This window comes from Acetobacter fallax, assembly GCF_011516735.1.
Classification (GTDB): Bacteria; Pseudomonadota; Alphaproteobacteria; order Acetobacterales; family Acetobacteraceae; genus Acetobacter; species Acetobacter fallax.
Window position 1 is genome coordinate 44,364 of record NZ_WOSX01000019.1, and the last position, 25,336, is coordinate 69,699.

General features: G+C 59.9%; 23 protein-coding genes and 1 pseudogene. 11 read left to right on the plus strand and 13 right to left on the minus strand.

What is annotated here, in order from left to right; genetic code table 11:
• Positions 1-4: 4 nt before the first annotated feature.
• The 6 genes from thiD to GOB85_RS10710 form a co-directional block, all read right to left on the minus strand.
• On the minus strand, positions 5-820 hold the full coding sequence (gene thiD, locus GOB85_RS10685) for a bifunctional hydroxymethylpyrimidine kinase/phosphomethylpyrimidine kinase (protein ID WP_173577476.1): 816 nt from the start codon (positions 818-820) through the stop codon (positions 5-7).
• Positions 821-823: 3 nt separating this feature from the next.
• A complete protein-coding gene (gene glmM, locus GOB85_RS10690; RefSeq protein WP_173577477.1) occupies positions 824-2,182 on the minus strand; it encodes a phosphoglucosamine mutase in 1,359 nt (452 codons plus the stop codon).
• 112 nt (positions 2,183-2,294) lie between these two features.
• Positions 2,295-3,728, minus strand: coding sequence for a pyruvate kinase (pyk, locus tag GOB85_RS10695; protein WP_173577500.1), 1,434 nt, complete (start codon positions 3,726-3,728; stop codon positions 2,295-2,297).
• A gap of 188 nt (positions 3,729-3,916) precedes the next feature.
• A complete protein-coding gene (locus GOB85_RS10700) occupies positions 3,917-4,939 on the minus strand; it encodes an SH3 domain-containing protein (protein WP_173577478.1) in 1,023 nt (340 codons plus the stop codon).
• A 77-nt stretch (positions 4,940-5,016) separates the two neighbouring features.
• Complete coding sequence (locus GOB85_RS10705) at positions 5,017-5,412, minus strand: DsrE family protein (protein ID WP_173577479.1); 396 nt, start codon at positions 5,410-5,412, stop codon at positions 5,017-5,019.
• Entirely contained in the window at positions 5,409-6,188 is a 780-nt protein-coding gene (locus GOB85_RS10710; RefSeq protein ID WP_173577480.1) for a molybdopterin-synthase adenylyltransferase MoeB, read from the minus strand. The genes GOB85_RS10705 and GOB85_RS10710 overlap by 4 nt, the downstream gene beginning before the upstream one ends.
• A 154-nt stretch (positions 6,189-6,342) precedes the next feature.
• Between GOB85_RS10710 and GOB85_RS10715 the strand changes: the two genes are divergently transcribed.
• The gene (locus tag GOB85_RS10715; RefSeq protein WP_173577481.1) at positions 6,343-6,954 is read left to right on the plus strand and encodes a DUF2939 domain-containing protein; all 612 of its coding nucleotides are present in this window, start codon (positions 6,343-6,345) and stop codon (positions 6,952-6,954) included.
• A gap of 67 nt (positions 6,955-7,021) precedes the next feature.
• On the opposite strand, the gene GOB85_RS10720 is transcribed toward GOB85_RS10715, so the two are convergent.
• Positions 7,022-7,249 carry a DUF3126 family protein gene (locus GOB85_RS10720; RefSeq protein ID WP_173577482.1) on the minus strand — a complete coding sequence of 76 codons (228 nt, stop codon included), beginning with the start codon at positions 7,247-7,249 and terminating at the stop codon, positions 7,022-7,024.
• A gap of 330 nt (positions 7,250-7,579) precedes the next feature.
• Here GOB85_RS10720 and GOB85_RS10725 point away from each other — a divergent pair, with 330 nt between their 5' ends.
• The 8 genes from GOB85_RS10725 to GOB85_RS10760 all read left to right on the plus strand — a co-directional run bounded on the left by GOB85_RS10725 (position 7,580) and on the right by GOB85_RS10760 (position 15,420).
• Positions 7,580-8,251: a hypothetical protein gene (locus GOB85_RS10725; RefSeq protein WP_173577483.1), complete on the plus strand. Its 672-nt coding sequence runs from the start codon at positions 7,580-7,582 to the stop codon at positions 8,249-8,251.
• Between the two features lie 147 nt (positions 8,252-8,398).
• Positions 8,399-8,962 carry a DsbA family protein gene (locus GOB85_RS10730; protein ID WP_173577484.1) on the plus strand — a complete coding sequence of 188 codons (564 nt, stop codon included), beginning with the start codon at positions 8,399-8,401 and terminating at the stop codon, positions 8,960-8,962.
• Between the two features lie 436 nt (positions 8,963-9,398).
• Positions 9,399-10,028 carry an NUDIX hydrolase gene (locus GOB85_RS10735; RefSeq protein WP_173577485.1) on the plus strand — a complete coding sequence of 210 codons (630 nt, stop codon included), beginning with the start codon at positions 9,399-9,401 and terminating at the stop codon, positions 10,026-10,028.
• A gap of 128 nt (positions 10,029-10,156) precedes the next feature.
• Complete coding sequence (locus tag GOB85_RS10740) at positions 10,157-11,524, plus strand: NAD(P)-dependent oxidoreductase (RefSeq protein ID WP_173577486.1); 1,368 nt, start codon at positions 10,157-10,159, stop codon at positions 11,522-11,524.
• A gap of 11 nt (positions 11,525-11,535) precedes the next feature.
• Entirely contained in the window at positions 11,536-12,813 is a 1,278-nt protein-coding gene (preA, locus tag GOB85_RS10745) for an NAD-dependent dihydropyrimidine dehydrogenase subunit PreA (RefSeq protein ID WP_173577487.1), read from the plus strand.
• Positions 12,814-12,860: 47 nt separating this feature from the next.
• Complete coding sequence (locus GOB85_RS10750; protein WP_173577488.1) at positions 12,861-14,153, plus strand: M20 family metallo-hydrolase; 1,293 nt, start codon at positions 12,861-12,863, stop codon at positions 14,151-14,153.
• A 114-nt stretch (positions 14,154-14,267) separates the two neighbouring features.
• Entirely contained in the window at positions 14,268-14,660 is a 393-nt protein-coding gene (locus GOB85_RS10755; protein ID WP_173577489.1) for a tautomerase family protein, read from the plus strand.
• A gap of 121 nt (positions 14,661-14,781) precedes the next feature.
• Entirely contained in the window at positions 14,782-15,420 is a 639-nt protein-coding gene (locus GOB85_RS10760; protein WP_173577501.1) for a TetR family transcriptional regulator C-terminal domain-containing protein, read from the plus strand.
• Here the strand turns inward: GOB85_RS10760 and GOB85_RS10765 are convergent.
• Complete coding sequence (locus GOB85_RS10765) at positions 15,380-16,834, minus strand: NCS1 family nucleobase:cation symporter-1 (protein WP_173577490.1); 1,455 nt, start codon at positions 16,832-16,834, stop codon at positions 15,380-15,382. The two genes, GOB85_RS10760 and GOB85_RS10765, sit on opposite strands and share 41 nt — an antisense overlap.
• A gap of 126 nt (positions 16,835-16,960) precedes the next feature.
• Between GOB85_RS10765 and hydA the strand changes: the two genes are divergently transcribed.
• Positions 16,961-18,364, plus strand: coding sequence for a dihydropyrimidinase (gene hydA, locus GOB85_RS10770; RefSeq protein WP_173577491.1), 1,404 nt, complete (start codon positions 16,961-16,963; stop codon positions 18,362-18,364).
• A 241-nt stretch (positions 18,365-18,605) separates the two neighbouring features.
• Here hydA and GOB85_RS10775 read toward each other — a convergent pair whose 3' ends face one another.
• The 4 genes from GOB85_RS10775 to GOB85_RS10790 form a co-directional block, all read right to left on the minus strand.
• Positions 18,606-19,775: an AI-2E family transporter gene (locus tag GOB85_RS10775; protein WP_173577492.1), complete on the minus strand. Its 1,170-nt coding sequence runs from the start codon at positions 19,773-19,775 to the stop codon at positions 18,606-18,608.
• The gene (locus GOB85_RS10780) at positions 19,775-21,907 is read right to left on the minus strand and encodes a S9 family peptidase (RefSeq protein ID WP_173577493.1); all 2,133 of its coding nucleotides are present in this window, start codon (positions 21,905-21,907) and stop codon (positions 19,775-19,777) included. Before GOB85_RS10780 ends, GOB85_RS10775 begins: the two co-directional genes overlap by 1 nt.
• A 126-nt stretch (positions 21,908-22,033) precedes the next feature.
• Positions 22,034-22,369 (minus strand): hypothetical protein, encoded by a 336-nt coding sequence (locus GOB85_RS10785; RefSeq protein WP_173577494.1) that lies wholly within the window; start codon positions 22,367-22,369, stop codon positions 22,034-22,036.
• Between the two features lie 112 nt (positions 22,370-22,481).
• Positions 22,482-23,528 carry an aldo/keto reductase gene (locus GOB85_RS10790; protein ID WP_173577495.1) on the minus strand — a complete coding sequence of 349 codons (1,047 nt, stop codon included), beginning with the start codon at positions 23,526-23,528 and terminating at the stop codon, positions 22,482-22,484.
• 575 nt (positions 23,529-24,103) lie between these two features.
• On the opposite strand from GOB85_RS10790, the gene GOB85_RS10795 reads away from it, so the two are divergent.
• Complete coding sequence (locus GOB85_RS10795; protein WP_198912207.1) at positions 24,104-24,754, plus strand: TetR/AcrR family transcriptional regulator; 651 nt, start codon at positions 24,104-24,106, stop codon at positions 24,752-24,754.
• 484 nt (positions 24,755-25,238) lie between these two features.
• Here GOB85_RS10795 and GOB85_RS10800 read toward each other — a convergent pair.
• Positions 25,239-25,336: pseudogene (locus GOB85_RS10800) on the minus strand (IS5/IS1182 family transposase); the annotation flags it as partial.

The window sequence follows — 25,336 nt, forward strand, 5'->3', positions numbered from 1 at the left end:
AGCGTCAGAGCGTCTGTTGTTCCGGTCCGTCTGAAGGCATCGTCACGGTGTGATTCAGCGGGCCGGCCCCCGCTCCAAATCCAGGAGCCGCCACAATGGCAGCTCTGAGATAGAGACGGGCCTCCATCACAGCATCCCGTAATGGCCGCCCCTGAGCCAGCAGGGTCGCGATCGCGCCGGACAAGGTGCATCCGGTGCCATGCGTATGCCGCGTCTCAATGCGTTCAGCCGTAAAGGTCTCAACGCTGTCACAGGTAACGAGAACATCAGTCAGGCGCGAGCCCGGCAGATGCCCCCCCTTTAGCAGGACCGCCGGCGCACCGTTCTGATGCAAGGCTTTCGCCGCCGCGATCATCTCGTCTTCACCGGAAATCCGACTACCCAGCAGGGCCTCCGCTTCAGGCAGATTCGGTGTGAGAAGCGTGCTGACGGGAATTAATATCTCCGACAGCGCCGCAATCGCGTCCGGTTTCAGAAGAAGCGCCCCGCCTTTCGCGACCATCACCGGATCAAGCACAAACGGTACTTTCCGGTAGCCGGAAATTTCTTCTGCTACCACCGCGATATTATCCGCGTGCCCAAGCATGCCGGTTTTAAAGGCATCTGTCCCGATGTCTTCAAGAACACACCGGATCTGGCTGCGCAGAAACTCCGCCGGAATATCCAGCACACCGAACACACCCAGCGTGTTCTGCGCCGTTACCGCAGTGATCGCCGTCGTCGCGAATCCGCCCAGCACCGTAATGGTTTTGATGTCAGCCTGAATGCCGGCGCCTCCGCCGGAATCGCTGCCAGCAATGCTGAGCACCCGTCCGCGCACGGATCAGGCCGGCTCGTGAACAGCACGGATGGCCGCACACATGTCCTCGACAGCATTTTCAACCGTGTCCGGATCTTCGGCTTCAACCATCACGCGCACGAGCGGCTCAGTCCCGCTCTCCCGCAACACCAGCCGCCCGCGCTTGCCAAGCCGCGCCTCAATTTCCGCGCGGGCGGTCGAAACGGCCGGTACCCGCAGCGGGCTCGGTCCGGAAAAACGGATATTCCGGAGTGTCTGCGGATAAGGCGAAAACACGCTGCACACTTCGCTTGCCGGCCGGCCATCTCCGATCAGAACGGCAAGAACCTGCAATGCGGCGAGCAGACCGTCTCCTGTCGTGGCAAAATCCGACAACACCACATGCCCGGACTGCTCGCCACCAACATTGGCACCGTTTTCACGCATGCGCTCCACAACATAGCGGTCCCCGACGGCGGTCCGCTCCAGCGTGAGGTCAAGTGAGGCCAGAAAGCGCTCAAGCCCCATATTGGACATGACCGTCGTCACAATCGACGATGTCGCGAGACGACCGCTCGCCGCCCATGAACGGGCAATCAGGCCGATGATCTGGTCGCCATCAATGAGCTTGCCCGTCTCGTCAGCCAGCAGCATCCGGTCCGCATCGCCATCAAGAGCAATGCCCAGATGAGCGCCATGCTCCACCACCGCCCGGCAAAGCGCCTCCGGGTGAGTCGAGCCGCAATTCTCATTGATATTAACGCCATCGGGCTCGCAGCCGAGACGGATGACCTCCGCGCCAAGCTCCCACAACGCCGTCGGCGCAACCCGATAGGCCGCGCCATTTGCGCAGTCGATGACAATTTTCAGCCCGTCGAGACGGCACCCGCGCGGAAAGGACGCCTTGGCATGTTCGACATAGCGCCCGGCCGCGTCATTCAGCCGCGTCGCCCGGCCAATTTCGGCTGGCGCCGCGAGGCGCCCCGACAGATCGGCCATCATCAGGCCCTCGATCGAGGCTTCTTCCTGATCGGAAAGCTTAAAGCCATCGGGGCCGAAAAGTTTAATCCCGTTATCGCTGAACGGATTGTGGGACGCTGAAATCATTACGCCGAGATCGGCCCGAAGAGAGCGGGTCAGCATCGCGATCGCAGGCGTCGGCATGGGGCCGACAAGAGTCACATCCATTCCCGCGGAGAGAAAGCCGGCAACAAGCGCACATTCAATCATGTAGCCGGAGAGGCGTGTGTCCTTGCCAACCAGAACCTTGTGCCGGTGATTGCCGCGCATAAAATGGAGACCGGCAGCCTGTCCGAGTTTCTGCGAGACCTCGACCGTCATGGGGTGAGCGTTGGCCGTCCCGCGTATGCCATCTGTCCCGAAAAAATGCCGTGTCGTGCTCATGTCGCGCCTGATAATTGTTCGTGCACGGAAACAAAAAGACTGTTCCGCGCACTTTGCCTGTAACGCCCCTCATAGCCGCCCGGCGCGCGGCATTCCAGAGCCGGCGTGCCCGTCACCCTCCGGGAATGCGGGCAACACGGAGAGTATTTGTCGAGCCACTGACCCCAAATGGCATGCCAGCCGCGATCACAATCGTGTCGCCTTCCCTGGCGACACCACTGCGTGTCGCGATGTCGATTGCCGTCGTGACCATCGATTCTGTGTTGTAAACCGGATTGTCCGGGTCCGTCACAAATGCCCGCACGCCCCACACAAGTGCGAGTCGTCGTGCGGTCGTCTCGGTCGGCGTCACGCCCAGAATGGGCGAAAATGGCCGCTCGCGCGCCAGCCGCAGAGCCGTTGGCCCCGCATGGGTATAAGCGACGATCGCGCTGGCCCCGAGCGTCCCGGCAATCTGTTCAGCCGCGCCCGCGATGGCATCGGCGACATAATGCTCGGGTTCGGGGCGACCCGCCTTCATCATCGCCTGCCAGCCGGAATCCGACTCAACGCGCTCGACAATCCGGTTCATGATCGTCACCGCCTCGCGCGGATATTTCCCGGCCGCCGATTCCGCCGACAACATGACAGCATCAGCCCCGTCAAAAACGGCGGTCGCCACATCCGAAGCTTCGGCGCGGGTCGGTGTCGGTGCGGAAATCATGCTCTCCAGCATCTGCGTGGCAATAATGACAGGTTTGCCCAGCGTGCGTGCCAGACGGGTGATCCGCTTCTGTGCCAGCGGCACGTTTTCAGGCGGCAACTCCACGCCAAGATCGCCGCGTGCCACCATGACAGCATCGGTCACCTCCAGAATCGCTTCCAGATTGTCCATCGCCTGCGGTTTTTCGAGCTTGGCCACAATCCAGGCCCTCCCGTTCGTAAGCGTGCGGGCCTCAACAACATCCTCGGCACGCTGAACGAACGACAGGGCGACAAAATCGACCCCAAGATTCAGAGCAAAATCAAGGTCATCGCGATCCTTCTGCGTCAGTGCCGGAATGGGCAGAACCAGATCCGGGACATTAACGCCCTTGTGGTTGCTGAGCACGCCCCCCACGATCACATCCGTATCGAGAAAATCCTTGCCGACCGCCGTCACGCAGAGCTTCAGCTTGCCATCGTCCAGCAGGAGGATGCTGCCGGGTTTCGCAACGGAAATAATTTCATGATGCGGCAGACTGACGCGCGTCGCGTCGCCAGGATCGTCATCGAGATCAAGCCGGAACCTGCTTCCCGTCTCCAGCAGGACCCTGCCGTCAGCGAAGCGGCCAACGCGCAGCTTGGGGCCCTGAACATCGGCCAGAATACCAATCGGCCGCCCGATCTCTTTTTCAACCTGACGCACGATGCGATGACGCGCCGCGTGATCCTCATGGGTGCCGTGGGAAAAATTGAAGCGAAAAACATCAGCCCCGGCGCGGGCGAGATCTCGTATCGTGTCCAGATCAGACGAGGCTGGTCCCAGAGTGGCGATGATTTTTGTTCGGCAATGCGAGGCTACCATGGACATGCTTTCTCCCTGCGGCACCGGATGGAGCCCCGTCCACGCGTGAAAGCCCGTTAACCCAGGCAGATCACACCCGGGCGTCCCGTCAGAACGGACACTGTGACCCGGTACGATAACCCTGGCTCAGCAGGGTCGACCCTCTGCTGAACGCATGGTCGCCGGGAGCGTTGCCTGCCGTCTCCGCGTCAGGAGGGCGGCAGGGCCTCATCAGCAGAAAGCCCCCAGATCGAACCACGTTTCAGCCACCCGTCATACTGTCTCACCGAGACCCGGCACCAGGTCGTTCCGGAGGCGCAGGTTTTGATCGTCCCCACAGTGCCGGGTTCCAGCACGGCAACAGGGGCAGCGTCATTGTCACCTGATGCGCGCAGAATCACAGCGCCAGGAATGCCGGCAGCATCAGAGATCGTGGCGATATGACCGATGACCTGTGATTCCGTATGGCGCGCCGCCTGCTGATCGGCGTCCGTCCCGCCCGCCGCCGTTTTGGCCGCAGGAGCCGGCGCTGATGATGCCGTAACGGGCGCGACCCCGGCGGGAGAGGGAACAACGAAATCGCGTGCCCCCGCCAGGGTAGCCTGATGCACCCAGCCCTTAACGCCATCGGCGTCCTCAACCAGCCGCCAGACATCAAACTCACGTTCAATCTGCACCGGCAGACCGCGACGATGGTAAACCCACTGAATCGGATAACGCTCGCCAGGCCCCGCCCGCATGTTCACTTTGTCAGCCCGCAAGGAGGCGAAGCGCGGAAGCGGCAGGCCGGTATTGGTGCCTTTTGGCGCATCTGGCACCGCAGACTGCGCGGAGCCGTCCGGTCCGTTGTCCGAACCCGCCGGCGCGCCATCTTCCGGCAGTGGAACCGCTACCGGATGACCGGGCGCGGCGCCTGTCGACTCAGGATGATGAGCGTGTTTCGCAGTGTGCGCTTTGTGATGAGGTTTCTCCTCATGCGCGTCGTCTTTCTTAGCAACATGGTGTTTTGCGCCATGCGGCTTCGCCGCTTTTTCAGTGGCCGGAGACTTGTGATGATGCGCCGCGACTTTCTTCGACTGCGCAGTGCCCGCCCCGGCCTTCCCTTCAGCCTTGTGGTGATGGTGATGATGCGGGGACTCGCTCTGCGTGGCCGCATGAGCAGCGCCGGCGAGTAACACGGAAGCGGTCGCGGCCAGCAGCGTAGCCGCGCACAGGGAGCGGGGAGCGATCATGGCCGCATCCGTGCCAGGTTATGAGCCCGTCGGCAAGACGCTTCGTGCATTCGTGCGCCTCCTGACGGCAACATCGCTCAGAATGTCACGATCTGGTGCCCTGCGGCGAGGTCCAGAAAGGTCGGAAGACCCGCAACACGGGTGCCATCAATCAGGTCGGAGGCCTGGAGACCAGTTCTGCGCAGCCCCGATTCGCAGACCAGCAGCCTGGCCTCCATGGCCACCAGCGCCTCACGAAGCGCAAACAGCGACACGACCCCGCGGCCAGCCAGCCCGGCGGCGTCTTCCGCAAAAGCGAGCGACGGCGCCTCCCGGCTCAGCGCCAGCACGCCAGGACCCGTCGCGAAAATGATCACCGGACGATCAAGCGCCAGCGCACTGGTGGCCAGCATGAACGCCGCATGCAGACGATCGAAACTGTCATCGCACAGCATCAGCGCAAAACCCTGCCGGTTCGGTGTGGACGAAATCATCGCATCTGCTCCCGCGCCTGATGGCCGCAGGTCGGGCAATCAGGATCCCGCGCAATGGAAATCGTGGTGAAACGCGTGGCCAGAGCGTCCCACAGCAGCAGACGACCCGCGAGGGTCTCCCCGAGATCAAGAATTTCCTTCAGCGCCTCAGTGGCCTGCAACGTGCCGAGCACGCCTGTGACAGCCCCGAAAATCCCGGCCTCGCCACAGGACGGCGCGTCGGCAACACCATCGGTCCTCGGGAACAGACACTCATAACAGGGGCCTCCGATATGAGGACGAAATGTTGAAAGCTGCCCGTCGAACCGGGTTACAGCCGCCGAGATGAGCGTGCGCCGTTCTCTCACACATGTGGCATTGACGAGGTAGCGGGTCTCGAAATTGTCGCTGCCATCACAAATAATATCATAGGCCCGAACCAGGTCCGCCGCGTTATCCTGTGTAAAACGCGTGTTATGAGTCTCGATCAGGATTTCAGGATTGAGTGCGGCAAGCGCTTCCCGGGCTGAATCCACCTTCGGCAGACCAACTCGTCCGGTCGTGTGGAGAATCTGCCGCTGAAGGTTCGAAAGCTCGACCCGGTCGTCATCGACAATGCCGATCCGGCCCACGCCCGCCGCCGCAAGATAATGGGCCACAGGCGACCCAAGGCCGCCCGCGCCAATAATCAGAACCGATGCGCGCCGCAGACGTATCTGTCCCGTGCCGCCAACTTCAGGAAGAAGAATGTGGCGGGAATAGCGCTGGATTTCGTTTTCCGTAAGCTCAGAACGCACGCGGATCTCCGGACAGGCAGGGCATAGAGCCAGAGGACACGATATAACGGGATGGAAATCACATTTCCGTGATGTGATCGCGAATCAGTGATCCCGTAAATGCATAACTGCGTTGCATGTGGTATCACGTCAGGACAGAAATCAGGGTTAAGTCATGTATTCCGCACCAGTCACTCCCTCCTCCGACGCATGGGCCTGCCCCGCCAGGAAGCGGGCACGTGTGGTCTGCGTCGCGGCATTCATGATGTCCTTCGCCCTCTATGCCGCTTCCCCCTTCGTGACGCTGTGGACAATCGCATCCTCGGTTTCCACTCACGATATGACGTCGCTGGGGCAGACCATTAACTGGTCTTCGCTCGATGCGTCCCTGAAGGAACAGGTTCTGGGCGGCCTTCATCTCGGTCCGGCGACGGAAGCCGCCGATGAACTGCCGGAGTTCGGATCGTCCTTCGCGACGAATGCCGTATCGAACGCGGTTGATCTGACAGTGAACCAGCAAAATCTCGGGAATGTGGTGGATCAGGCCATGGCCGCCTCACCGAGGGCCGGCAGCGCAGTGGTCTCGGCCCTCACACATGCTGTCGTCAGATTTACCAGTGCGAACTCGTTTGAGGCGCAGGTTGCTCTGCCCGGCCATGAAAAAGAAACACCACTACGCGTGCAACTGCGGATCGAAGGCTGGCGCTGGAAACTGACACGGGTCGATCTGCCGGCTCCGGCCAGCCATCCGGTCATGGAGGCATCCATCACCCGACGTCGCGCCTGAAATCAGGCTCGTCACACCGGTTTTCAGAGGGCTGGCTGCTGTCATCAGAGACAGCAGCCAGCTTTTTTTATGCTTTAGGCGGCAGGTCTTCTTCCAGAAGAACAATGTTGAGGTTGTAGGACACTTCGCCTTCCTCCTCATCACGGTGCAGGGTGCCGATCACTTCACCATTCACGGCCAGTTCGACAGAAAGCCCTGCCCGTGGGGGCGGGTTAACAGTCAGGCCCTGTGATCCAAGCAGGCGGCGCAGGCAAACCTGCAGGCGGGCAATCTCGTTCGGCGAAATCGTGCTCATTGATAGTCTCTCCGGAGAAGAGGCAGAGGCTCCGACCAGCGGTCGCCGGAAGTCTCCGGTCTGCCCTGCATACATAAATAACAGCGCATCCGTCAGGACGCATGGCGTTGGCTAATAGGCATTGCTGACGAGGGCTGCAACACCTCTGTTCCTCCGATAAACCGATCGCCTGAACGATTCCGCTTCGGACACATTCCGGACAAAAATCAGACATCCGGATTGACACCAGACGCCACCTTGTCTTGTTTCGCCAGGAAATCGATAGTGTACAGGTCTGTAAATGAGGCGGCTCCGTAGCTGTCTCCCCTGAAGTCTGGTTACGGAGAAGTTATGTCCAGAATCGCGTCATGTGTGGTGCTGACAGGTGCCGCATTAAGCCTGAGCGGGTGTGGTTATTTTAACTCACGAACTGTGCATAAAGCGCAGATGGCGATGATCGGAATGACATCGAACGATCTGCAGTCCTGTGCCGGCACTCCGGACAAAGTCACAAAGCTGAATGGAACGACGCAGCTCTACCAATACAGCTACAAGCCCTCCGCAACGGGCGCGTTCTCATTCAACCCGCTGGGTTTCGGGGCGATCAGCTTCACCGGAAACGGCAGCTCCTGCACGGCACTCATGCGCCTTGACCATGATCAGGTCACAGAAGTGCATTACACCGGCGATGACGACCGGACGATCGGCAACGATGGTGTTTGCGAGCCGCTGGTCCGCGGCTGCATGCGTCAGCCTGAGTCGACAATGCAAAAGGTCAACGGTGGTCCGTTCGGGCCTGTGTCGGCCTTCAGTGCGCCCGCAATTCCGGCCCAGAGCCAGAGCGCGGTCTGGAACGGTCCGGCCGTGGCGCTGCCCGCGACAGCAGTGCCGGGCGCAGCCGGCGCGGCCACGACCACGTCCACAATGCCGACGCTCTCCGGTGCATCCACCGCCGCTACGGCAGCAGGCAACGGAACAGCGATCATCAACCGCACGGCGGCAACATCCGGCTCCGCGCAGTAACACAACCATCGCCGTCCGGTGCGCCAGTCGCCCGGACGACATTCTTCCCCCGGTCGGCCGCATGACGGCCACCGGCACGGATGCGGCGTTTTCGGTGGTGCCGGATTGCTGTTAGCCTCCCACGACAAAACGGGAGGACCGGCCATCATGTCTCATCCATCATCACCCCCTCATGCTGACCCGCTCTGCTGGGGACACGGACCTGTGGTCTTCGAGGCTTTTCTTGAGCCAACCTGTCCCTTTTCCGTGCGGGCTTTCAATAAGCTCGACGAACTGTTGCAGACAGCGGGCGAAGACCACCTCACAGTCAAAATCCGGTTTCAGTCACAGCCATGGCACATGTTCTCCGGGGTCATCATCCGGTGCATCCTGGCCGCGTCCACACTGGAAGGCGGAAAAGAAACCGCGAAAACCGTGATGGCCACCGTCGGAGCCCATCGTGAGGAATTCGAGTTCATCAACCACTGCTCCGGCCCCAATATGGACGCCACGCCAGCCGATATTATCGCCCGGCTTGAGAGATATAGTGGCGTCAGACTGGCCAGTGCCTTCGCCATCCCGGAACTTCAGACGGTCATCAAATGGCACTGCAAATATGCCCGGCAGAACGGTATTCATGTGTCACCGACCTTCATGGTCGATGGACTCATCAATCCCTCAATCAGCAGCGGAGACTCCGTCAAAGACTGGATCGGAAAAATTTCAGGCTGAACAGGCGCAGTCCGGGCTCTGCCTGCACCCGTAAGGGGTTGCAGACCCCTTTACCCCAATCCGTTGATCAACAGGCCGGTTTGCAAAGGTTCTGTTGTCGTTAGGTGTTGATCTGTGATTTTTCAAAGGGTTGGCAGAATCCGGGCTCTGCCCGAACCCGGCAGGGACCGCAGGTCCCTGCACCCCGATTGATTAATAATAAAATGGTTTCCAAAGGTCTGTGACCTTTGGTGGGTTCCAGGGCAAAGCCCGGGAAGAAGCCAACACTTAATGACAACAGAGTCTTTCCAAAGGTCTGCGGTCCCTGCCGGGTTCGGGCAGAGCCCGATCTTCCGCCAACCTTCTGAAAAACAGATCAGCACCAAACAACAACAAAGCCCCGATCACGGCAGCAACTTCGCCTGGAGAGTACGCGGTACATGAAAAAGAAACAGCCATGAGCGAACCGGACTGGCTCGTCTGGGCCAGAGAATTGCAGGCCATCGCCCAGACTGGCCTCGCCTTCACCCGCGATCCATATGATCGGGAGCGATACGTCGCGCTGCGCGATCTTTCAGCCCGCATCTTCGCAGCCCATACCGACACGCCCGCAGACCGGATTGCCAGCCTGTTCGCAGGCGAGTCCGGTTACGCCACGCCGAAAATCGATGTCCGGGCCGCCGTCTTTGATTCCCGGAATCGCCTGCTCATGGTGCGTGAGACGATCGACGAGGATCGCTGGACACTTCCTGGCGGCTGGGCGGACGTCAACGTGACGGCGGCAGAGAACGCCGTAAAGGAGGTGGCGGAAGAGAGCGGTTATCTGGTGACTGTCACAAAGCTCGCAGCGCTGTGGGACCGAACCCGGCAGTCGCACCCGAACGGTGTTTTTTCCTGCTGCAAGCTATTCTTCATCTGCGAACTCACCGGCGGATCAGCCACCACCAGCATCGAAACATCCGGCGCCGGATGGTTTGCGGAGAACGACGTCCCGCAGGATCTTTCAACCGGCCGTGTCCTGCCCGCGCAGATCAGCCGCATGTTCGATCATCGCCGGAACCCGGCTCTCCCCACGGATTTTGAATAATCATGTCATCAGACAAAATGCGTCCTGCCACCGCACTGCAAAAAACCTGACCCGATAGTCAGGAATCATGTTGCGAAGTCGGATTGATACGGCCTAGGATCATCACAGGACATATGACAGGAGCTGTCATGACGCGAACGCCCGACATCGCCAGTAGCCGGCTGAGTGACGCCGAACTGGTTGTCAATTTCTCCGATGCCCATCCGCCCCTGACAAAGGAACAGGCGGTCGTCGAAGCCGAGCGCTGCTTCTTCTGTTACGATGCCCCCTGCACCGAAGCCTGCCCGACCGGCATCGACATCCCGAAATTCATCCGGGCGATCGCAACCGGCAATATGAAAGGCTCCGCAAGGACGATCCTGGAGTCCAATATTCTCGGCGGCTCCTGCGCCCGTGTGTGTCCGACAGAAATTCTCTGCGAAGAAAAATGCGTGCATAACGCACGTGAAGAGGGTCATCCGATCAGGATCGGCGCGCTCCAGCGTCACGCAACGGACTGGCAGATGGATCATGGTGGTCAGCCCTTCACCCGCGCGCCGGAAACCGGACGGCGGATCGCCATTGTGGGCGCCGGCCCGGCGGGTCTTGCCTGCGCGCACCGGCTGGCCATGCATGGTCATGACGTCATGCTGATCGACGCCCATGCACAGCCAGGCGGACTGAACGAATACGGCGTCGCCGCCTATAAGCTGGCCGACGATTTCGCACAGCGCGAAGTCGATTTCCTGATGAAAATCGGAGGCATCAGCTTTGAAGGAAACCGCAAACTCGGACAGGATTTTTCTCTGACCGAACTGCGCCGGGACTACGACGCCGTGTTTCTCAGCATGGGCCTGGCCGGCGTCCGGGCCATGGGCATCGAAGGCGAAGCTCTGGATGGCGTGCAGGATGCCGTCACTTTCATTGAAGCCCTGCGCTCCCGTGATAAAAAGGCCGTCCCGGTCGGGAGGCAGGTCGTCGTGATCGGCGGCGGCAACACAGCCGTCGATGCCGCTGTTCAGGCCCGCCGTCTCGGTGCCGATGACGTCACGCTCGTTTATCGCCGCGGCCATGAACAGATGTCCGCAACGTCGTCCGAGCGTGAATGGGCGCAGACCAACGGCGTCACCGTCCGCCTCTGGTCCTCCCCGTCCCGCATGGTGACGGAAGACGGCGTGCTGGCCGGTGTCGAATTCTCCCGTGGCAAAGCAACCGCCGACGGCCGCGCCACCTACGATCCGAAGGACACCTTCATCGTCCCGGCGGATATGGTGCTGAAAGCCGTCGGACAACTCTTCGTGACCGATCCGATCAGCGGAGAGTCGATCCTCGTTGAAAATGGCCGGATTGTCGTGGACAGGTCTTACCGCACAACCATGGAAGGCGTGTACGCGGGGGGCGACTGCACCGTCGGTGAAGATCTGACCGTCGCTGCTGTCCGTGATGGACGGGACGCCGCCGAGGCCATGCATCTGGCTCTGTCCACGCCAGATCAGTCTGAGACGTCCGGGCAATAGGAGAACGGAAAATGGCCGATCTGCGCAGTAATTTCGTCGGTATCAAATCGCCAAATCCGTTCTGGCTGGCATCCGCCCCGCCCACGGATAAGGAATATAATGTCCGCCGCGCCTTCGAGGCCGGCTGGGGTGGTGTCGTCTGGAAAACCCTTGGTGAAGATCCGCCGGTCGTCAACGTCAGCTCCCGCTACGGCTCGCTGAACTATAACGGCACGCGGATGATCGGCCTCAATAATATTGAGCTGATTTCCGACCGCCCTCTGGCGACCAATATCGCGGAAATAAAAGACGTCAAAAGAGACTATCCTGATCGCGCCGTCGTCGTCAGCCTCATGGTGCCCTGCGAGGAAGAAAGCTGGAAAGCCATCCTCCCCATCGTCGAGGACACCGGCGCCGACGGAATCGAGCTGAATTTTGGCTGCCCGCACGGCATGTCCGAACGGAACATGGGTGCCGCCGTCGGCCAGGTTCCCGAATATGTCGAGATGGTGACCCGCTGGTGCAAACAGAACACCCGCATGCCGGTCATCGTGAAACTGACCCCCAATATCACGAACATCCTGATGCCCGCTCACGCTGCCCTGCGCGGCGGCGCGGACGCCGTCTCACTGATCAACACAATCCAGTCCGTCATCGGTGTCGATCTCGACCGGATGGTCCCCATGCCCGTCGTCGGCGGCAAAGGCACCCATGGCGGCTATTGCGGCCCCGCCGTGAAACCCATCGCCCTGCGCATGATCGGTGACATCGCCCGCGATCCGGAACTGTGCGGCATCCCCATCTCCGGCATCGGCGGTATCTCCACCTGGCGTGACGCCGCCGAATTCCTTGCGATGGGTTCGTCCACCCTTCAGGTCTGCACCGCCGCCATGCATTACGGCTTCCGTATCGTGGACGACATGATCGACGGCCTGTCCGCCTGGATGGATGAAAAAGGCTACGCCACACTCGAAGACGTCACCGGTCGCGCCATCCCGAACTTCGTTCCGTGGAATAAACTGAACCTGAAGTTCAGGACCATCGCGAATATCGACCAGGAAGCCTGCGTCAGATGCGGCCTGTGCTACATCGCCTGCGAGGATACGTCGCATCAATCGATCTCGAAATCTCTCGTCGGGAACGAACGTCGTTACGAAATCATCGAAGAGGAATGCGTCGGCTGCAACCTCTGCGCGCATGTCTGCCCCGTCGATGATTGCATCACAATGCAGCCACAGCCTGTTGACGGTGAACTGACCTGGCCGGAGCATCCCAATAACCCGAACAGGGTGGTGGCCGCTGTTTCCTGATACGCCGGCCCGCGTCTTCGGCCAGTTCAGATGTAAAAGAGACACGAATGACAAAACAGACCGATATCTCCGGGAGTGGCAGCAAGAGTAGTGGCGGCAATCTGCGGATAGACGGACAGGCGCTCTGGTCGGATCTGATGGAAACCGCCCGGTTTGGCGCTACCGCAAAAGGCGGAATCAAACGCCTGACCCTGACCGACGAAGACCGGCAAGTGCGGGACTGGTTCGCACGCACCTGCGAAAGCCTCGGCTGCACCATCACCTTTGACTCCATGGGCAACCTCTTCGCCCGCCGCCCCGGCCAGGACAACACCCTGCCGCCCATTACGATGGGCAGCCATCTCGATACCCAGCCTACTGGCGGCAAATTCGACGGAATCCTCGGCGTAATCGGTGGCCTCTCCGTCCTCCGCGCCCTGCACGCATCCGGCTACACCACCCGCCACCCGATCGAACTCATCAACTGGACCAACGAGGAGGGGGCGCGTTTCACCCCGCCCATGATGTGCTCCGGCGTGTTCGCCGGCGTCTTCACCGAGCAGGACGTCCTCGACAAACGCGACCGCGCCGGAATCCGTTTCGGCGATGAACTGGAGGCCATCGGCTATCGCGGCAGCGAACCCTGCGGCCAGCACCCGATCACGGCCTATTTCGAGCTGCATATCGAGCAGGGCCCCATCCTTGAAGTCGAAGACAAAACCATCGGAATCGTCGCCGGCGTGCAGGGGATGCGGTGGTACGAGGTCACGGTGCGCGGCAAGGACGCCCACGCCGGCTCCACCCCCATGCCGATGCGCCACGACGCATTGCTCGCCTCCGCCAGGATGATCGAAGCGATCAGCGACATCGCCATTGCCCACGCGCCGGCCTCGGTCGGTACGGTCGGGCTGATCGAAAACCGTCCGAACAGCAATAATGTCGTGCCGGGCGAAACCTTCTTCACAGTCGATATCCGCAACCCGGATGATGCCATTGTAGCGACTATGGAAGGCGAATTCCGAAAACGCTTTGCCGCTATCGCGGAAGCCTCAGGCGTCACCCTCGATATCGTGCCAATCTGGGACGCCCCCGCCGTGCATTTCAGTCCGGCCTGCATCGACATGGTGACCGAGGCCGCCACTGAGGCAGGCTACAGCGCCCGTCGCATTGTTTCCGGACCAGGCCACGATGCCGCCTATCTAGCCAGTATCGCCCCGACAGCCATGATCTTCGTGCCCTGTAAGGACGGCCTCAGCCATAACGAGGAAGAAAGTATCACGGAGCCGGATGCGGAAGCAGGAGCGAACGTCCTGCTCCGTGCCGTTCTGAAAGCGGATGCGTCATTCAGCACAGCCGCGTGACGAAAAGCCGGGCCCGCCGGAGCTGCGGCCCCTGCAACCCGTTGAAAAGCCACACGTTACTATTATCATGCGCACAGACCCCGGCTTGCCGGGATGTCTTTCAGGGAGATCATCATGCCGCTGCTGCATTTTCATATCATCAAGGAAAGCCGGACACCCGATGAGCTGAAGTCTCTGCTCGACACGACCCATGAAGCCATGCTGGACGCCTTTAAAGTGCCCGTCCGGGACCGGTATCAGCTCGTCTCCGAACACGAGCCAACCCACATGATCGTCGAGGATACGGGGCTCGATATCCCCCGCACGAACAAAGTTGTCCTGCTGCAGATCGTGTCACGCCCACGCTCAAAAGAGCAGGTCGAAGGCTTTTACCGCCTGCTGGCGGAAAGACTGGAAAAGGTCTGTGGCCTCGCTCCGGCGGATCTGATGGTCTCGATCGTCCAGAACTCGGATGAGCACTGGAGCTTCGGTCTCGGCCGTGCACAGTTTCTGACCGGCGAACTCTGAACCCCGCCCGGCAGGCCGCGCATCGGAGCGGCGCGTGGCCCATGGTTGCGTTAAACGGGACAGACTCTACACTCAGGCCTCAGAACAGGATGACAGACAGGCCGGTTTTTTGCCCGAATCCATCAAAGCCCTGAAAGTGTCGGCGCGGCCCGGCCTCCCTCGCAGGAATAACATTCCGCAGATTCTGAACGCTGCGGAAAAGGTCTTTTCCGCGCGAGGTCTCGCCGGCTCCCGTGTCGATGACATCGCCAGAGCCTGTGAACTGCCCAAAGCCAACATTCTTTACTACTTCGGCACAAAAGAAGACCTCTATCGGGCAACGCTTGAACGTCTTCTGATGCACTGGCTTGACGATGCCGATCACTGGCTCTCTGCCGACCACGCCCCGATGGACGCCGTCGAGGGGTACGTCCGAAGCAAAATGGAATTTTCACGCTACCGGCCCGAAGCCTCGCGGATCTTCGCCTATGAACTCCTGTCCGGCGGCGAACACGTGAAAAAATTCCTCGTCGGCACCCTGCGTGAGCACGTCACCCGCCGGACAGAGATCTTTCTCCACTGGCAGAGGCAGGGCCTCATGGCTGAGGTCGACCCGGTCCACTTCCTGTTTTCCCTCTGGTCGCTGACCCAGGCCTACGCCGATATGCAGGTCCAGATGGCGGTCGTGCTCGGGACACCACGGCTGAAGGAAAAAGACTTCGAGGCCGGCGTCCGGACCATCATGAAACTGGTCTCGTCCGTCTGCCTGCCGGGGAAATAAGACGCGTCAGAACAGTTTGCAGAATCAGTCCCGCGAAAAATCCGGCAAACCACGAGAAATTTCGGACTGGCGCCAGCACTGGCACAAAAACAGTCATAAGCCCGCAGCCCGTTGACAGCAGCAGAGCCATCATCGCCACCGGGTTGATCCCGTTCACATACCAGTAGGCGCCATCAGGAGCCGCACTGTACAGCGCGTCCGGCTCCATGTGCCGCTTCTGTACAAGATAATAATCGGCGAGTAGAATCCCGGTCAGCGGCGCAATGAATGTTCCCAGAACATCCAGCGTCAGATGGATCAGATCTGGTCGGGCATAAAGATTCCACGGTGTCACAATAATGGCACCCCCTGAAGCGATCAGACCACCCATCCGCCAGGAAATGCGGCTGGGCGCAATATTGGAAAAATCAAAGGCCGCCGAAACAAAATTTGCCGAAATATTGATACCGATCGTCGCAACAACAAATGTTGTCACACCAACAATCACGGCAACGGAATTGTCGATCTGAGAAACAGTCTCCACCGGATCAAGAATGATCCGTCCGAAAACCGGCACAGTCAGCACAATCGTGATGAGCGTGAGCATGGAAAAACCCACGAAATTCACAGGAAGACCCCAGAAATTCCCACGCCTGATATCGGCCATGCTGCACCCGTATCGCGCGAAATCCCCGAAATTCAGCGCAATCGGTGAGAAAAACGCCACAATCAGCGCTACCGCGTTGACGATCAGCGCAAGCCGGTGTCCCGTACTGATCGGTGCAACATGAAAGACATCAAAAGCCAGATGCCAGTGCGCGCGTGACAGAAGCCAGAGATCAAGCAGCACCATCATCACGTAAATGACCGGGCCCGCCCAGTCGATAAAATGCCGGATCGCATCCATCCCGCGCCAGAACACAGCAATCTGCAACAGCCAGATAAACAGGAAAGCCCCCCAGCCCAATAAGGAAAGGCCAAGAAAGCCGTGCTGCCCGACATTCGTCCACGGGAGCAGTCCGGGCCAGAAGCGAAGGAGCAGGAAAATGACCGCATTGGAGGCAAGCCACGTCTGGATGCCATACCAGCCCACAGCAATCACACCGCGCACCACGGCGGGAACCACGGCGCCCCGCACGCCAAAAGCCATGCGCGCAATGACCGGAAAAGGCGCTCCGGAGCGGAAACTGGGCACGGCGACGAAGTTGCAGACGAGATAAACAACGAGGATAGCCAGAAGGAGAGCAACAAAAACATCCGTCGCCGGCAGGCCGATCGTGAACAGACTCCCGGCCGTCACATACCCCGCGACACTGTGAATGTCTGACATCCACAGGGAAAGGTAGTCCTTCCAGTCCCATGTACGCGTTCGCACAGGTGCGAGATCGTCATTGATCAGATGACTGTCCGCATGGGCCTCTGTAATATCCGGCATGCGTTCTTTCCCGAAACATGTTCCTGCTTCGGAACAGTATATTGACCGAAAAGTCAGAATAACAATACGCTGTCATGACAGAGTGGCGCAGCACCCCTTCACACGCGCGGCGACGAGGAGAAAACAATGCTTCTGATCAGGGGCGGAACAGTTGTCACCGCGGAACAGTCGCGCCGGGCCGATGTGCTCTGTGACGATGCCGGCCGCATTGCCCGCGTCGCACCGGATATGGAAGCCCCCACGAGCTGCGAGGTCATCGACGCCGCAGGCCTCCTCGTCATGCCTGGCGGCATCGATCCGCACACACACATGGAAATGCCCTTCATGGGCACCGTCGCCAGTGATGACTTCTACACGGGCACCGCCGCGGGCCTCGCTGGCGGCACGACGACCATTGTCGACTTCGTGATTCCCGAACACGGAGGATCGCTCTTCGATGCCTGGAAAAACTGGCGGGAAAAAGCGAAAAAAGCCGCTTCTGATTACAGTTTCCATGTCGCCGTCACCCACTGGGATGATCAGGTGCATGAGGACATGGGAAAACTTGTCCGGGAATGCGGCGTCAATTCCTTCAAACACTTCATGGCCTATAAAAATGCCCTGATGGTGGATGATGAAACCTTCATGCACTCCATGCAGCGCGCCGCCGGACTGGGCGCCCTGTCCACCGTACACGCGGAAAATGGCGACGCCGTTTACTATCTTCAGCGCGCCCTTCTGGAAGCCGGCAAAACCGGCCCTGACGCCCATCCCCGCTCGCGGCCTTCCACAGTGGAAGGTGAGGCCGCCCAGCGCGCCATCGGTCTGGCCTCCCTGCTCGACGCGCCCCTCTATATCGTCCATGTGTCCACCGAAGAAGCCGCTCGCGCCATCGCCGAAGCACGGTTGCGCGGCCAGACCGTGTATGGCGAAGTTCTCCCGCAACATCTCGTCATTGACGAAAGCGTCTATCTGGATACGGACTGGCTGAATGCCGCCCGTCATGTCATGAGCCCGCCCTTCCGGGAGCGCCATCATCAGAAAGCGTTGTGGGGTGGCCTCATGTCCGGGCAGCTTCAGACCACAGCCACCGACCATTGCTGCTTCTGTCAGGACCAGAAAGAAAACGGTCGTCAGGATTTTACAAAAATCCCGAACGGCACACCAGGAATCGAGGATCGCATGAGCGTCCTGTGGCATTACGGCGTCAGGACCGGCAAGCTCACCCCGGAACGTTTTGTCGCCGTGACCTCAGCCAGCACGGCCCGGATTTTCAACATCCATCCGCGAAAAGGCACAGTCAGCGAAGGCGCGGACGCCGATCTCGTTTTGTGGGACCCGGACGCGACCCGGACGGTGTCCGCAAAAACCCATCATCAGAATGTCGATTACAACATCTATGAAGGTCTCGAACTGACCGGCCTCGCCCGCAGGACGATCAGCGGCGGCAAACTCGTCTGGAATGACGGAGACCTGAGAGCGGTACGTGGCGCCGGTCGTTACGTTGAACGGCCCGCTTTCGCAAAACCACTGAGCAGCCCGGTGGTCTGAACAGCTCGCCAAAAGTTATGGACCACCTTTGTAAAGGCTCTGTTGTCATTAAGTGCTGCCTCCTTCCCAGGGTTTTGCCCTGGAACCCACCAAAGGTCGCAGACCTTTGGAAACCATTTTATTAACAGATCGGGGTGAAGGGGTCCGCGACCCCTTCCGGGTGCGGGCAGAGCCTGGTCTTTCGCTAACTCTTTAAAAAATCACAGATCAGCCAGTAACGCGAACATACCTCCCGGCGCATTCAGGCCGTCCGGTCCGGCCCATGCTCCCGCGTCCAGTTCGTCCAGAGAAGATGCAGCGTCGCCATCGCCGCCGGTCCCACGAACAGACCCAGCAGCCCCCATGTCTCCGCGCCCCCGAGAATACCCAGCAGCACCCAGAGAAACGGAAGCTGCGTGCTCCCGCCAATCAAAGTCGGACGCACAAGATGATCGGCCGCGAAAATCACCACCGCGCCGATGGCCAGCACGCTGATCGCGGCAAACATGCTGGCGCCGCCAATCAGAAGCAGAATGGAGGCCAGTGCCACCGGAATCATGGCACAGAAAGGAATCATCGCCGCGATCGCCGTGGCCACGCCAAGCAAAGCGGAATGGGGCGCTCCGGCGACGAGATAAACAATTCCCATCAGCAAACCTTCGCCGACACCGACAAGAACCAGTCCCGCGACCGTGCCATGGATGGAGGCCACGATCTGCTGACCGATGATTTCCCCACGCCGCCCGAAGGCCCGGCGGGACACCAGCGTGCATTCCCGCGTGATCGTATCACCGTCCTTGTAGAGAAAAAACAGCGTCAGGATCGAGAAGAAAAACAACGTGCCCCGATGGACCACCTGTGAACCAAGCGTGCGCGTCATCTCCAGACCACGACTGTCAAAGGAGCTGAGAAGTTCATTCGCCGCATCAGGATTCGACAGATTGTTCTGCCACCAGCCGGTGATGGATTTGTTCCCGAAAGGCAGCCCGTGAACCCAGGCGGGAACCGGAATGCCCGTCTCCCGCGCATGATGCATCAGCAAAAACACACTCTGCGCTTCGTTCGCCGCCTGCACGCCGGCCAGAATCATCGGAATCAGAAAGACAAGCGCCATCGCCGCCGTGCCGGTCAGAGGCAGCAGCAGTCCTTTCCGCGCCAGACCCGGCCACCGCGTCTCAGCCTTCTTGTAGAGCGGCCATGTGGCGACCGCGAAAACAACACCCCAGGCAAGAGCCGTCAGAAAACCGTGGATCGTATAAATCGCAATCGCCACAATGGCGACAACGAGAAATTCTCGGGCCTTCCACTGGGCACGTCCTGTCACGGTGCGGCCCCCCTCGACTTCGCTTTCCCGACTATAAGGCGTGAGAGGGGCGGCCGCCGGCAGCCTGTCATCACTGTTCCTGTCATGCGGCGATCCGGCGTGCGACATCAGACGTCTTTTTCCCCGGCAAACATCTTTGTCTCTTCTGCTGAAAACGCCCGCGTCCGTTCCTCCGCCCAGATCGCAAAAGCATGGATCAGCGCCGCCTCATCCAGCGATTTAAACCGTCCCGAAGCACCGCCATGCCCCGCCTCCATATTGATCCGCAACAGCAGCGGATTGCCGGACGTCGAATACTCCCGCAACTTCGCAATCCACTTCGCCGGCTCCCAGTACGTCACCCGAGGATCGGTCAGCCCGCCAATCGCAAAAATCGCCGGATAAGCCTTCGCCTCAATCCGGTCATAGGGCGAATACCCCGCAATCCGGTCATATGCCTCAGGATCAGACACAGGATTGCCCCATTCCGGCCATTCCGGCGGTGTCAGCGGCAGCGTCTCGTCCGACATCGTGTTCAGCACGTCCACAAACGGCACAACGGCAACAATCCCGGCAAACAGATCCGGCCGCAGATTGGCAATCGCCCCCATCAGCATCCCGCCCGCAGACCGGCCGTCCGCCACAATCCGCCCGGCATCGGTGTAACCCTGATCGATCAGATGCTCAGCGCAGGCGATGAAATCCGTAAAAGTGTTCGTCTTGGCCTCACCACGGCCGCCCAGAAACCAGTTCCACCCTTTCTCAGAGCCGCCCCGCACATGCGCGATCGCATAAATCCAGCCCCGGTCAACAAGACTCAGATTGCGCGTGGAAAATGTCGGATCGATCGAAATTCCGTAAGACCCGTACCCATAAAGCAGCAACGGAGCCGGCTCGCCCTCCGGCGTGTCAACATGCGAGAGCAGCGTGACCGGCACCATTTCCCCGTCCGCCGCCCGCGCCAGAAGCCGCCGCGTGCGATACTTCGCCGGATCATGCCCCGACGGCACATCCTGCTCCTTCAGCAACGCGCGGGTGCGGCGCGCCATGTCATACGCATACCACTGTCGCGGCGTCGTCGGTGACTGATAGGAATACCGCAGCTCATCCGTGGCGAACTCATAACCCCCGTCCAGAGAAAGCGCGTAAGCCTCTTCATCCGTCGCAAGCTGATGCCGTACACCCGCACGGTCCTCAATTTCGATCACCGTGTTCGCGTTGACCCGCTCTGTCCACACCAGATGACCGTCGAAGCACATGCAGCCCGTCACATAATGCCCCGGACGATACGGCACATGGTCCTGCCACGTCGCCCGGTCCCCGAGCGCCTCATCCGCCACGACCATCAGTTTGAAATCCGTCGCGCCATCCGCGTTGGTCCGAATCACAAACCGGTCGCCCCAGTGGGACAGATCATACATCAGCCCCTTCTCACGCGGCGCCACACACACAGGCGCGGCCGTCGGATCAGCGCCGGGAATCACCCGGCACTCCGAGGTATCGTGATCGTTCGTGCTGATAACAATCCATTTTCCGGACCGGCTGGCACTCACGCCCGTAAAGAACCCCGGATCGGGCTCGGCATAAACCAGCACATCATCCCCGCCGGACAGAGCACGCCGGAAAATCTTTACCGGCCGTCCCTTTTCATCCCGATACGTCCAGAAAATATGCTGTGAGTCCGGGGAAAACGTGAAATCGCCCGAGCAGTTGCCAATCTCAACCGGCAGTATCCCGCCGGTCGTCAGATCCCGGACCCGGATCGTATAAATCTCCGACCCCTGCATGTCTTCGGCCCAGGCAAACAGCCGGTGATCCGGGCTGTGCGTCGCGGCACGAGCCGCATAGTAGGACAACCCCTTCGCCCGCTCATCCGCATCCAGAAGCGTCTCCGCTTCGTCCGGATGCCCTTCGCGAAACCGCACATAACGCGGATACTGCGCGCCGGACTCATACCGCACGCCATAATGCCACACGTCATGCGGCAGGGCAGGGAAGGATTCATCCTCCTTCAGTCGCCCCTTCATTTCCAGAACGATCTCCGCCTGCACCGAAGCCGTCGACGCCAGTATCGCGTCGGAATAGGCATTTTCAGCCCGCAGATGGTCGGCAATGTCCCCGCGCAGTAAAGCCGGATCACGCAGAACCGCCTGCCAGTTGTCGTCCTTCATCCACGCATAATCGTCCGTGCGAACGCGCCCGAGCTGCTCAATGTGGCGCGGCTCCCTGCGGGCAACCGGTGGTGTGGGAATGCTGGACATGGGCGCCTTTCCGTTGAACCCGACAGAGACGCTATTGTGGCACAGGCGAGGCGGACTGTGTATGTCGGCCGGGCTCCGTCTCCGACCCGGCGGGAGCCAGAGGCTCCCGCATTCAGGCCGAAAGCTTCAGCCCTCGTCTTTCAGAGTCTTCGCTTCTTGCTGGTAAGTGCCAAATGGCACCTCCTGCTTGTCGTCAAGTTCGTTCATATGGCCACCGGGATTGCCCAGATTTTCCTGTAGCCGCGCATCCTCAACCGGCTCCCCGTCCGGGCCGAGCGGCACAGGTGAGTCGACCGGAACCTGACCGGCATCGGGGTTGATTTCCATGCCAACCAGATCAGCCGCGGCTTCCATATAGCCATCCGCTCCACAGGTGGGCTTGCCATCGGCAATCCACAGTTCTTTTGCCGTCGCACGAATTTTCGCGTCGCGCTTCGGCGAATCCTCAAGTGGATTATCCATGTGCTTTTCCTCCTGCTGTTCCGCGCCGGAAAGCGCGGCCGTCAGATTTCAACGAGCGACCGGAAGGGCCGTTCCGCATAGTCTATCATATGGGGATGACTTGTCCTCATACTCAGGGAGCAGGGTTGGAATGAACCTGATGAATCGCATTGATCTTCGCTTCCAGTTCCGGCGTGATCGCCACATCCACAGAACCAAGAATGACCCGGAGCTGATCCAGGCTCGTCGCCCCGATAATGTTCGATGTTACGAATGAGCGCGATGTCACAAAAGCAACCGCCATCTGCACCGGATCAAGCCCCTCATCCCGCGCCAGCGCATGATACGCCCGGACCGCTTCATCCACACCCGGTTTCTCATAACGCTGGCCGCGATTGAACAGTGTCGTGCGGGCGCCGGGCGGCCGGGCTCCATCCAGATATTTTCCCGTCAGATAACCCTGCGCCAGAGGGGAATACGCCAGCAGCCCCACCTTCTCGCGAAGAGCAATCTCCGCCAGTCCCATCTCGAACGTGCGGTTGATCAGATTGTAAGCATTCTGGATAGAAACCACCCGCGGCTTGCCGGTCTTCGCTGCCGCCAGACACTGCATCACCCCCCAGGGCGTCTCGTTCGACAGTCCCACATGGCGGATTTTGCCTTCAGCCACCAGGTCGCCCAGCACGCCCAGCGTCTCATCGAGCGGAACCGAATCATCCTCTGGCAGGCCCTGGAACGTCGTCCCGCCATCACCGAACAGATTCACTCTCCGATCCGGCCAGTGCAGCTGATAGAGGTCAATATAATCGGTGTTCAGACGCCGCAGCGATCCCTCAATAGCATACCGGATCTGGCGCGGCGTCAGACGTGCCTCTTCCCCGCCCGGCCGAAACCACGGCATCGCCGTGCGTCCCACCACCTTGCTGGCAATGACAAGCCTGTCCCGGCCCCCGCGCGCTTTCAGCCAGCTACCAATGATCGTCTCGGTCGAACCCGCAGTCTCCGCGCGCGGCGGAATCGAATACAGCTCGGCGGTATCAATAAAATTGATGCCCTGTGCCACAGCCATGTCCAGCTGCGCATGGCCTTCCGCCTCCGTGTTCTGCTGACCAAAAGTCATCGTCCCAAGGCAGATTTCACTGACCATAATGCCGGTACGGCCAAGTTCACGTTGCTTCATGAAGATAAGTTACCTGTTGCGAAGGAAGAGGAGGGAGATCAATGCCCCCGATTGTTACGCCCGCCGCCGCCGGACGCAAGCCACGGAGCGGGCAGTCTGCGGTGAGTTACACCCGCAAGACCCGTAAAAAATCTCAGAGACCGTGCTCACTAAGTCCTTCAGACTTTATGCAAAGGGTGTGCTGTCGTTATACCAGCGGCTGTGAAGACTGACCTGTGGTTGAGAGTATCCGGGCTCAGCCCGGACCCGGCAGGGACCGCAGGCCCCTGCACCCCCGGTTTGCTGATCATAAAATGGTTTGCAAAGGCGAGTCTTTGCCGGGTTCCAGGGCAGAGCCCTGCCAGTCCTGCACCATTCAGTCCCGCCACCAGCGTGTCACAGCGCAGTGTGCCGCATCGCTCACCCGGGCAGCCGGAATGTCTCCCGTGTCAGTCGTGCCACACGAGTCCCTGAAAAGATGCCTTAACAATATTCAGGATTATCAATGAATGTATTGAATGTTTTCATAAAACCCTGTTTAACTCCACACCAGATTTCCCTCTGGTTCTCCTGATCACTCAAGGCGAGACCACGACATGCCCATCCTGCATTCCCCGTCTCCTGCCCTGCGAAAACGTGGCCGCCCCGCAAAAGGATCACCGCTCACGCGTGATGCCGTTCTCGGGGCGGCAATGGAGCATTTTGCCTGTTCCGGGTTTGAAGGAACGGCCTTGCGGGACATCGCGCAGGATGCCGGTGTGGACGCCGCACTGATCTGCCACCATTTCGGCAGCAAGCTTGATCTCTGGAAAGCCGTCGTCGACGAAATCGCCGTCAGGCTCGGCGCGGCCCGTCACGCCATCCTCGATCTGCAGGACAGCGACCAGCCGAGCAACGTCAGAGTCCGGGCCGGACTGTCAAACTTCATCTCGGCAAATTGTAATGTTCCTGAATTTGCCAGCTTTCTCTCCGACGGCATCAGTTCAGTCGGAGAGCGCCGCGACTACATCATGCACCGGATCTGGGATCCGTATCAGGAAGCCATGCTGCCTCTGCTCAGGGAGGCCCAGACCGAAGGCTTCCTGCGTCAGGGTAACCCCGAACTGACTCTGATGATGGTCATGGGCGCCATCATGCTGCCCCTGATGATGATCCGTCCGGGCGGTGCGCAAAGCCTTCAGGATCTGGCAACACTCAAAGTCAGACTGGTTAAAAACGTCATCCCGATGTTTCTGCATACAGCATGAGGCATCCCCGGTTCCGGTAAACGTTACAGACCTCCGGAAGCTATTTTATTATAAACAGACCGGGGTGCAGGTCCCTGCCGGGTCCGGCCGGAGTCCGGGCTTCCGCACGTCACGACAACCGAGCCTCTGCAAAACAGATTTTATCTAAAATCAAAGCGGAACTCTGCCCCAAACCCCGGCAAAGGCGCGCCTTTGCAAAGGCTCTGTTCGCGTTACGTGTTGGCGCTTTCTCAGGGCTTTGCCCTGAAACCCACCAAAGGTCACAGACCTTTGGAAACCATTTTATTATTAATATCGGGGTGCAGGGGCCTGCGGTCCCTGCCGGGTTCGGGCAGAGCCCGGATTCTGCTAACCCTTTGAAAAGTCAAAGCTCAATACGTCACAACAACAGAGCCTTTGCAAACCATTCAATTTAAGCAAACCGGAGTGAAGGAGGTCGCGACCCTCTCCAGACACAGGCAGAGCCCGCCCCTCAGAGCCTGAATCAGAAAGCGGTTTGATTGATTTTTCGCAGAACTCTGCGGATATGGGCAATCATCAACCATGCGCAGGATGACGAGATTGTTGTCTCGACATCCTTCG

Excerpts from the sequence above, each read along its gene's own strand:
- glmM (WP_173577477.1), bottom strand. The coding sequence starts at position 2,182 with ATGAGCACGACACGGCATTTTTTCGGGACAGATGGCATACGCGGGACG.
- pyk (WP_173577500.1), bottom strand. The coding sequence starts at position 3,728 with ATGGTAGCCTCGCATTGCCGAACAAAAATCATCGCCACTCTGGGACCA.
- GOB85_RS10700 (WP_173577478.1), bottom strand. The coding sequence starts at position 4,939 with ATGATCGCTCCCCGCTCCCTGTGCGCGGCTACGCTGCTGGCCGCGACC.
- GOB85_RS10705 (WP_173577479.1), bottom strand. The coding sequence starts at position 5,412 with ATGATTTCGTCCACACCGAACCGGCAGGGTTTTGCGCTGATGCTGTGC.
- GOB85_RS10715 (WP_173577481.1), top strand. The coding sequence starts at position 6,343 with ATGTATTCCGCACCAGTCACTCCCTCCTCCGACGCATGGGCCTGCCCC.
- GOB85_RS10720 (WP_173577482.1), bottom strand. The coding sequence starts at position 7,249 with ATGAGCACGATTTCGCCGAACGAGATTGCCCGCCTGCAGGTTTGCCTG.
- GOB85_RS10725 (WP_173577483.1), top strand. The coding sequence starts at position 7,580 with ATGTCCAGAATCGCGTCATGTGTGGTGCTGACAGGTGCCGCATTAAGC.
- GOB85_RS10730 (WP_173577484.1), top strand. The coding sequence starts at position 8,399 with ATGTCTCATCCATCATCACCCCCTCATGCTGACCCGCTCTGCTGGGGA.
- GOB85_RS10735 (WP_173577485.1), top strand. The coding sequence starts at position 9,399 with ATGAGCGAACCGGACTGGCTCGTCTGGGCCAGAGAATTGCAGGCCATC.
- GOB85_RS10740 (WP_173577486.1), top strand. The coding sequence starts at position 10,157 with ATGACGCGAACGCCCGACATCGCCAGTAGCCGGCTGAGTGACGCCGAA.
- preA (WP_173577487.1), top strand. The coding sequence starts at position 11,536 with ATGGCCGATCTGCGCAGTAATTTCGTCGGTATCAAATCGCCAAATCCG.
- GOB85_RS10750 (WP_173577488.1), top strand. The coding sequence starts at position 12,861 with ATGACAAAACAGACCGATATCTCCGGGAGTGGCAGCAAGAGTAGTGGC.
- GOB85_RS10755 (WP_173577489.1), top strand. The coding sequence starts at position 14,268 with ATGCCGCTGCTGCATTTTCATATCATCAAGGAAAGCCGGACACCCGAT.
- GOB85_RS10765 (WP_173577490.1), bottom strand. The coding sequence starts at position 16,834 with ATGCCGGATATTACAGAGGCCCATGCGGACAGTCATCTGATCAATGAC.
- hydA (WP_173577491.1), top strand. The coding sequence starts at position 16,961 with ATGCTTCTGATCAGGGGCGGAACAGTTGTCACCGCGGAACAGTCGCGC.
- GOB85_RS10775 (WP_173577492.1), bottom strand. The coding sequence starts at position 19,775 with ATGTCGCACGCCGGATCGCCGCATGACAGGAACAGTGATGACAGGCTG.
- GOB85_RS10780 (WP_173577493.1), bottom strand. The coding sequence starts at position 21,907 with ATGTCCAGCATTCCCACACCACCGGTTGCCCGCAGGGAGCCGCGCCAC.
- GOB85_RS10785 (WP_173577494.1), bottom strand. The coding sequence starts at position 22,369 with ATGGATAATCCACTTGAGGATTCGCCGAAGCGCGACGCGAAAATTCGT.
- GOB85_RS10790 (WP_173577495.1), bottom strand. The coding sequence starts at position 23,528 with ATGAAGCAACGTGAACTTGGCCGTACCGGCATTATGGTCAGTGAAATC.
- GOB85_RS10795 (WP_198912207.1), top strand. The coding sequence starts at position 24,104 with ATGCCCATCCTGCATTCCCCGTCTCCTGCCCTGCGAAAACGTGGCCGC.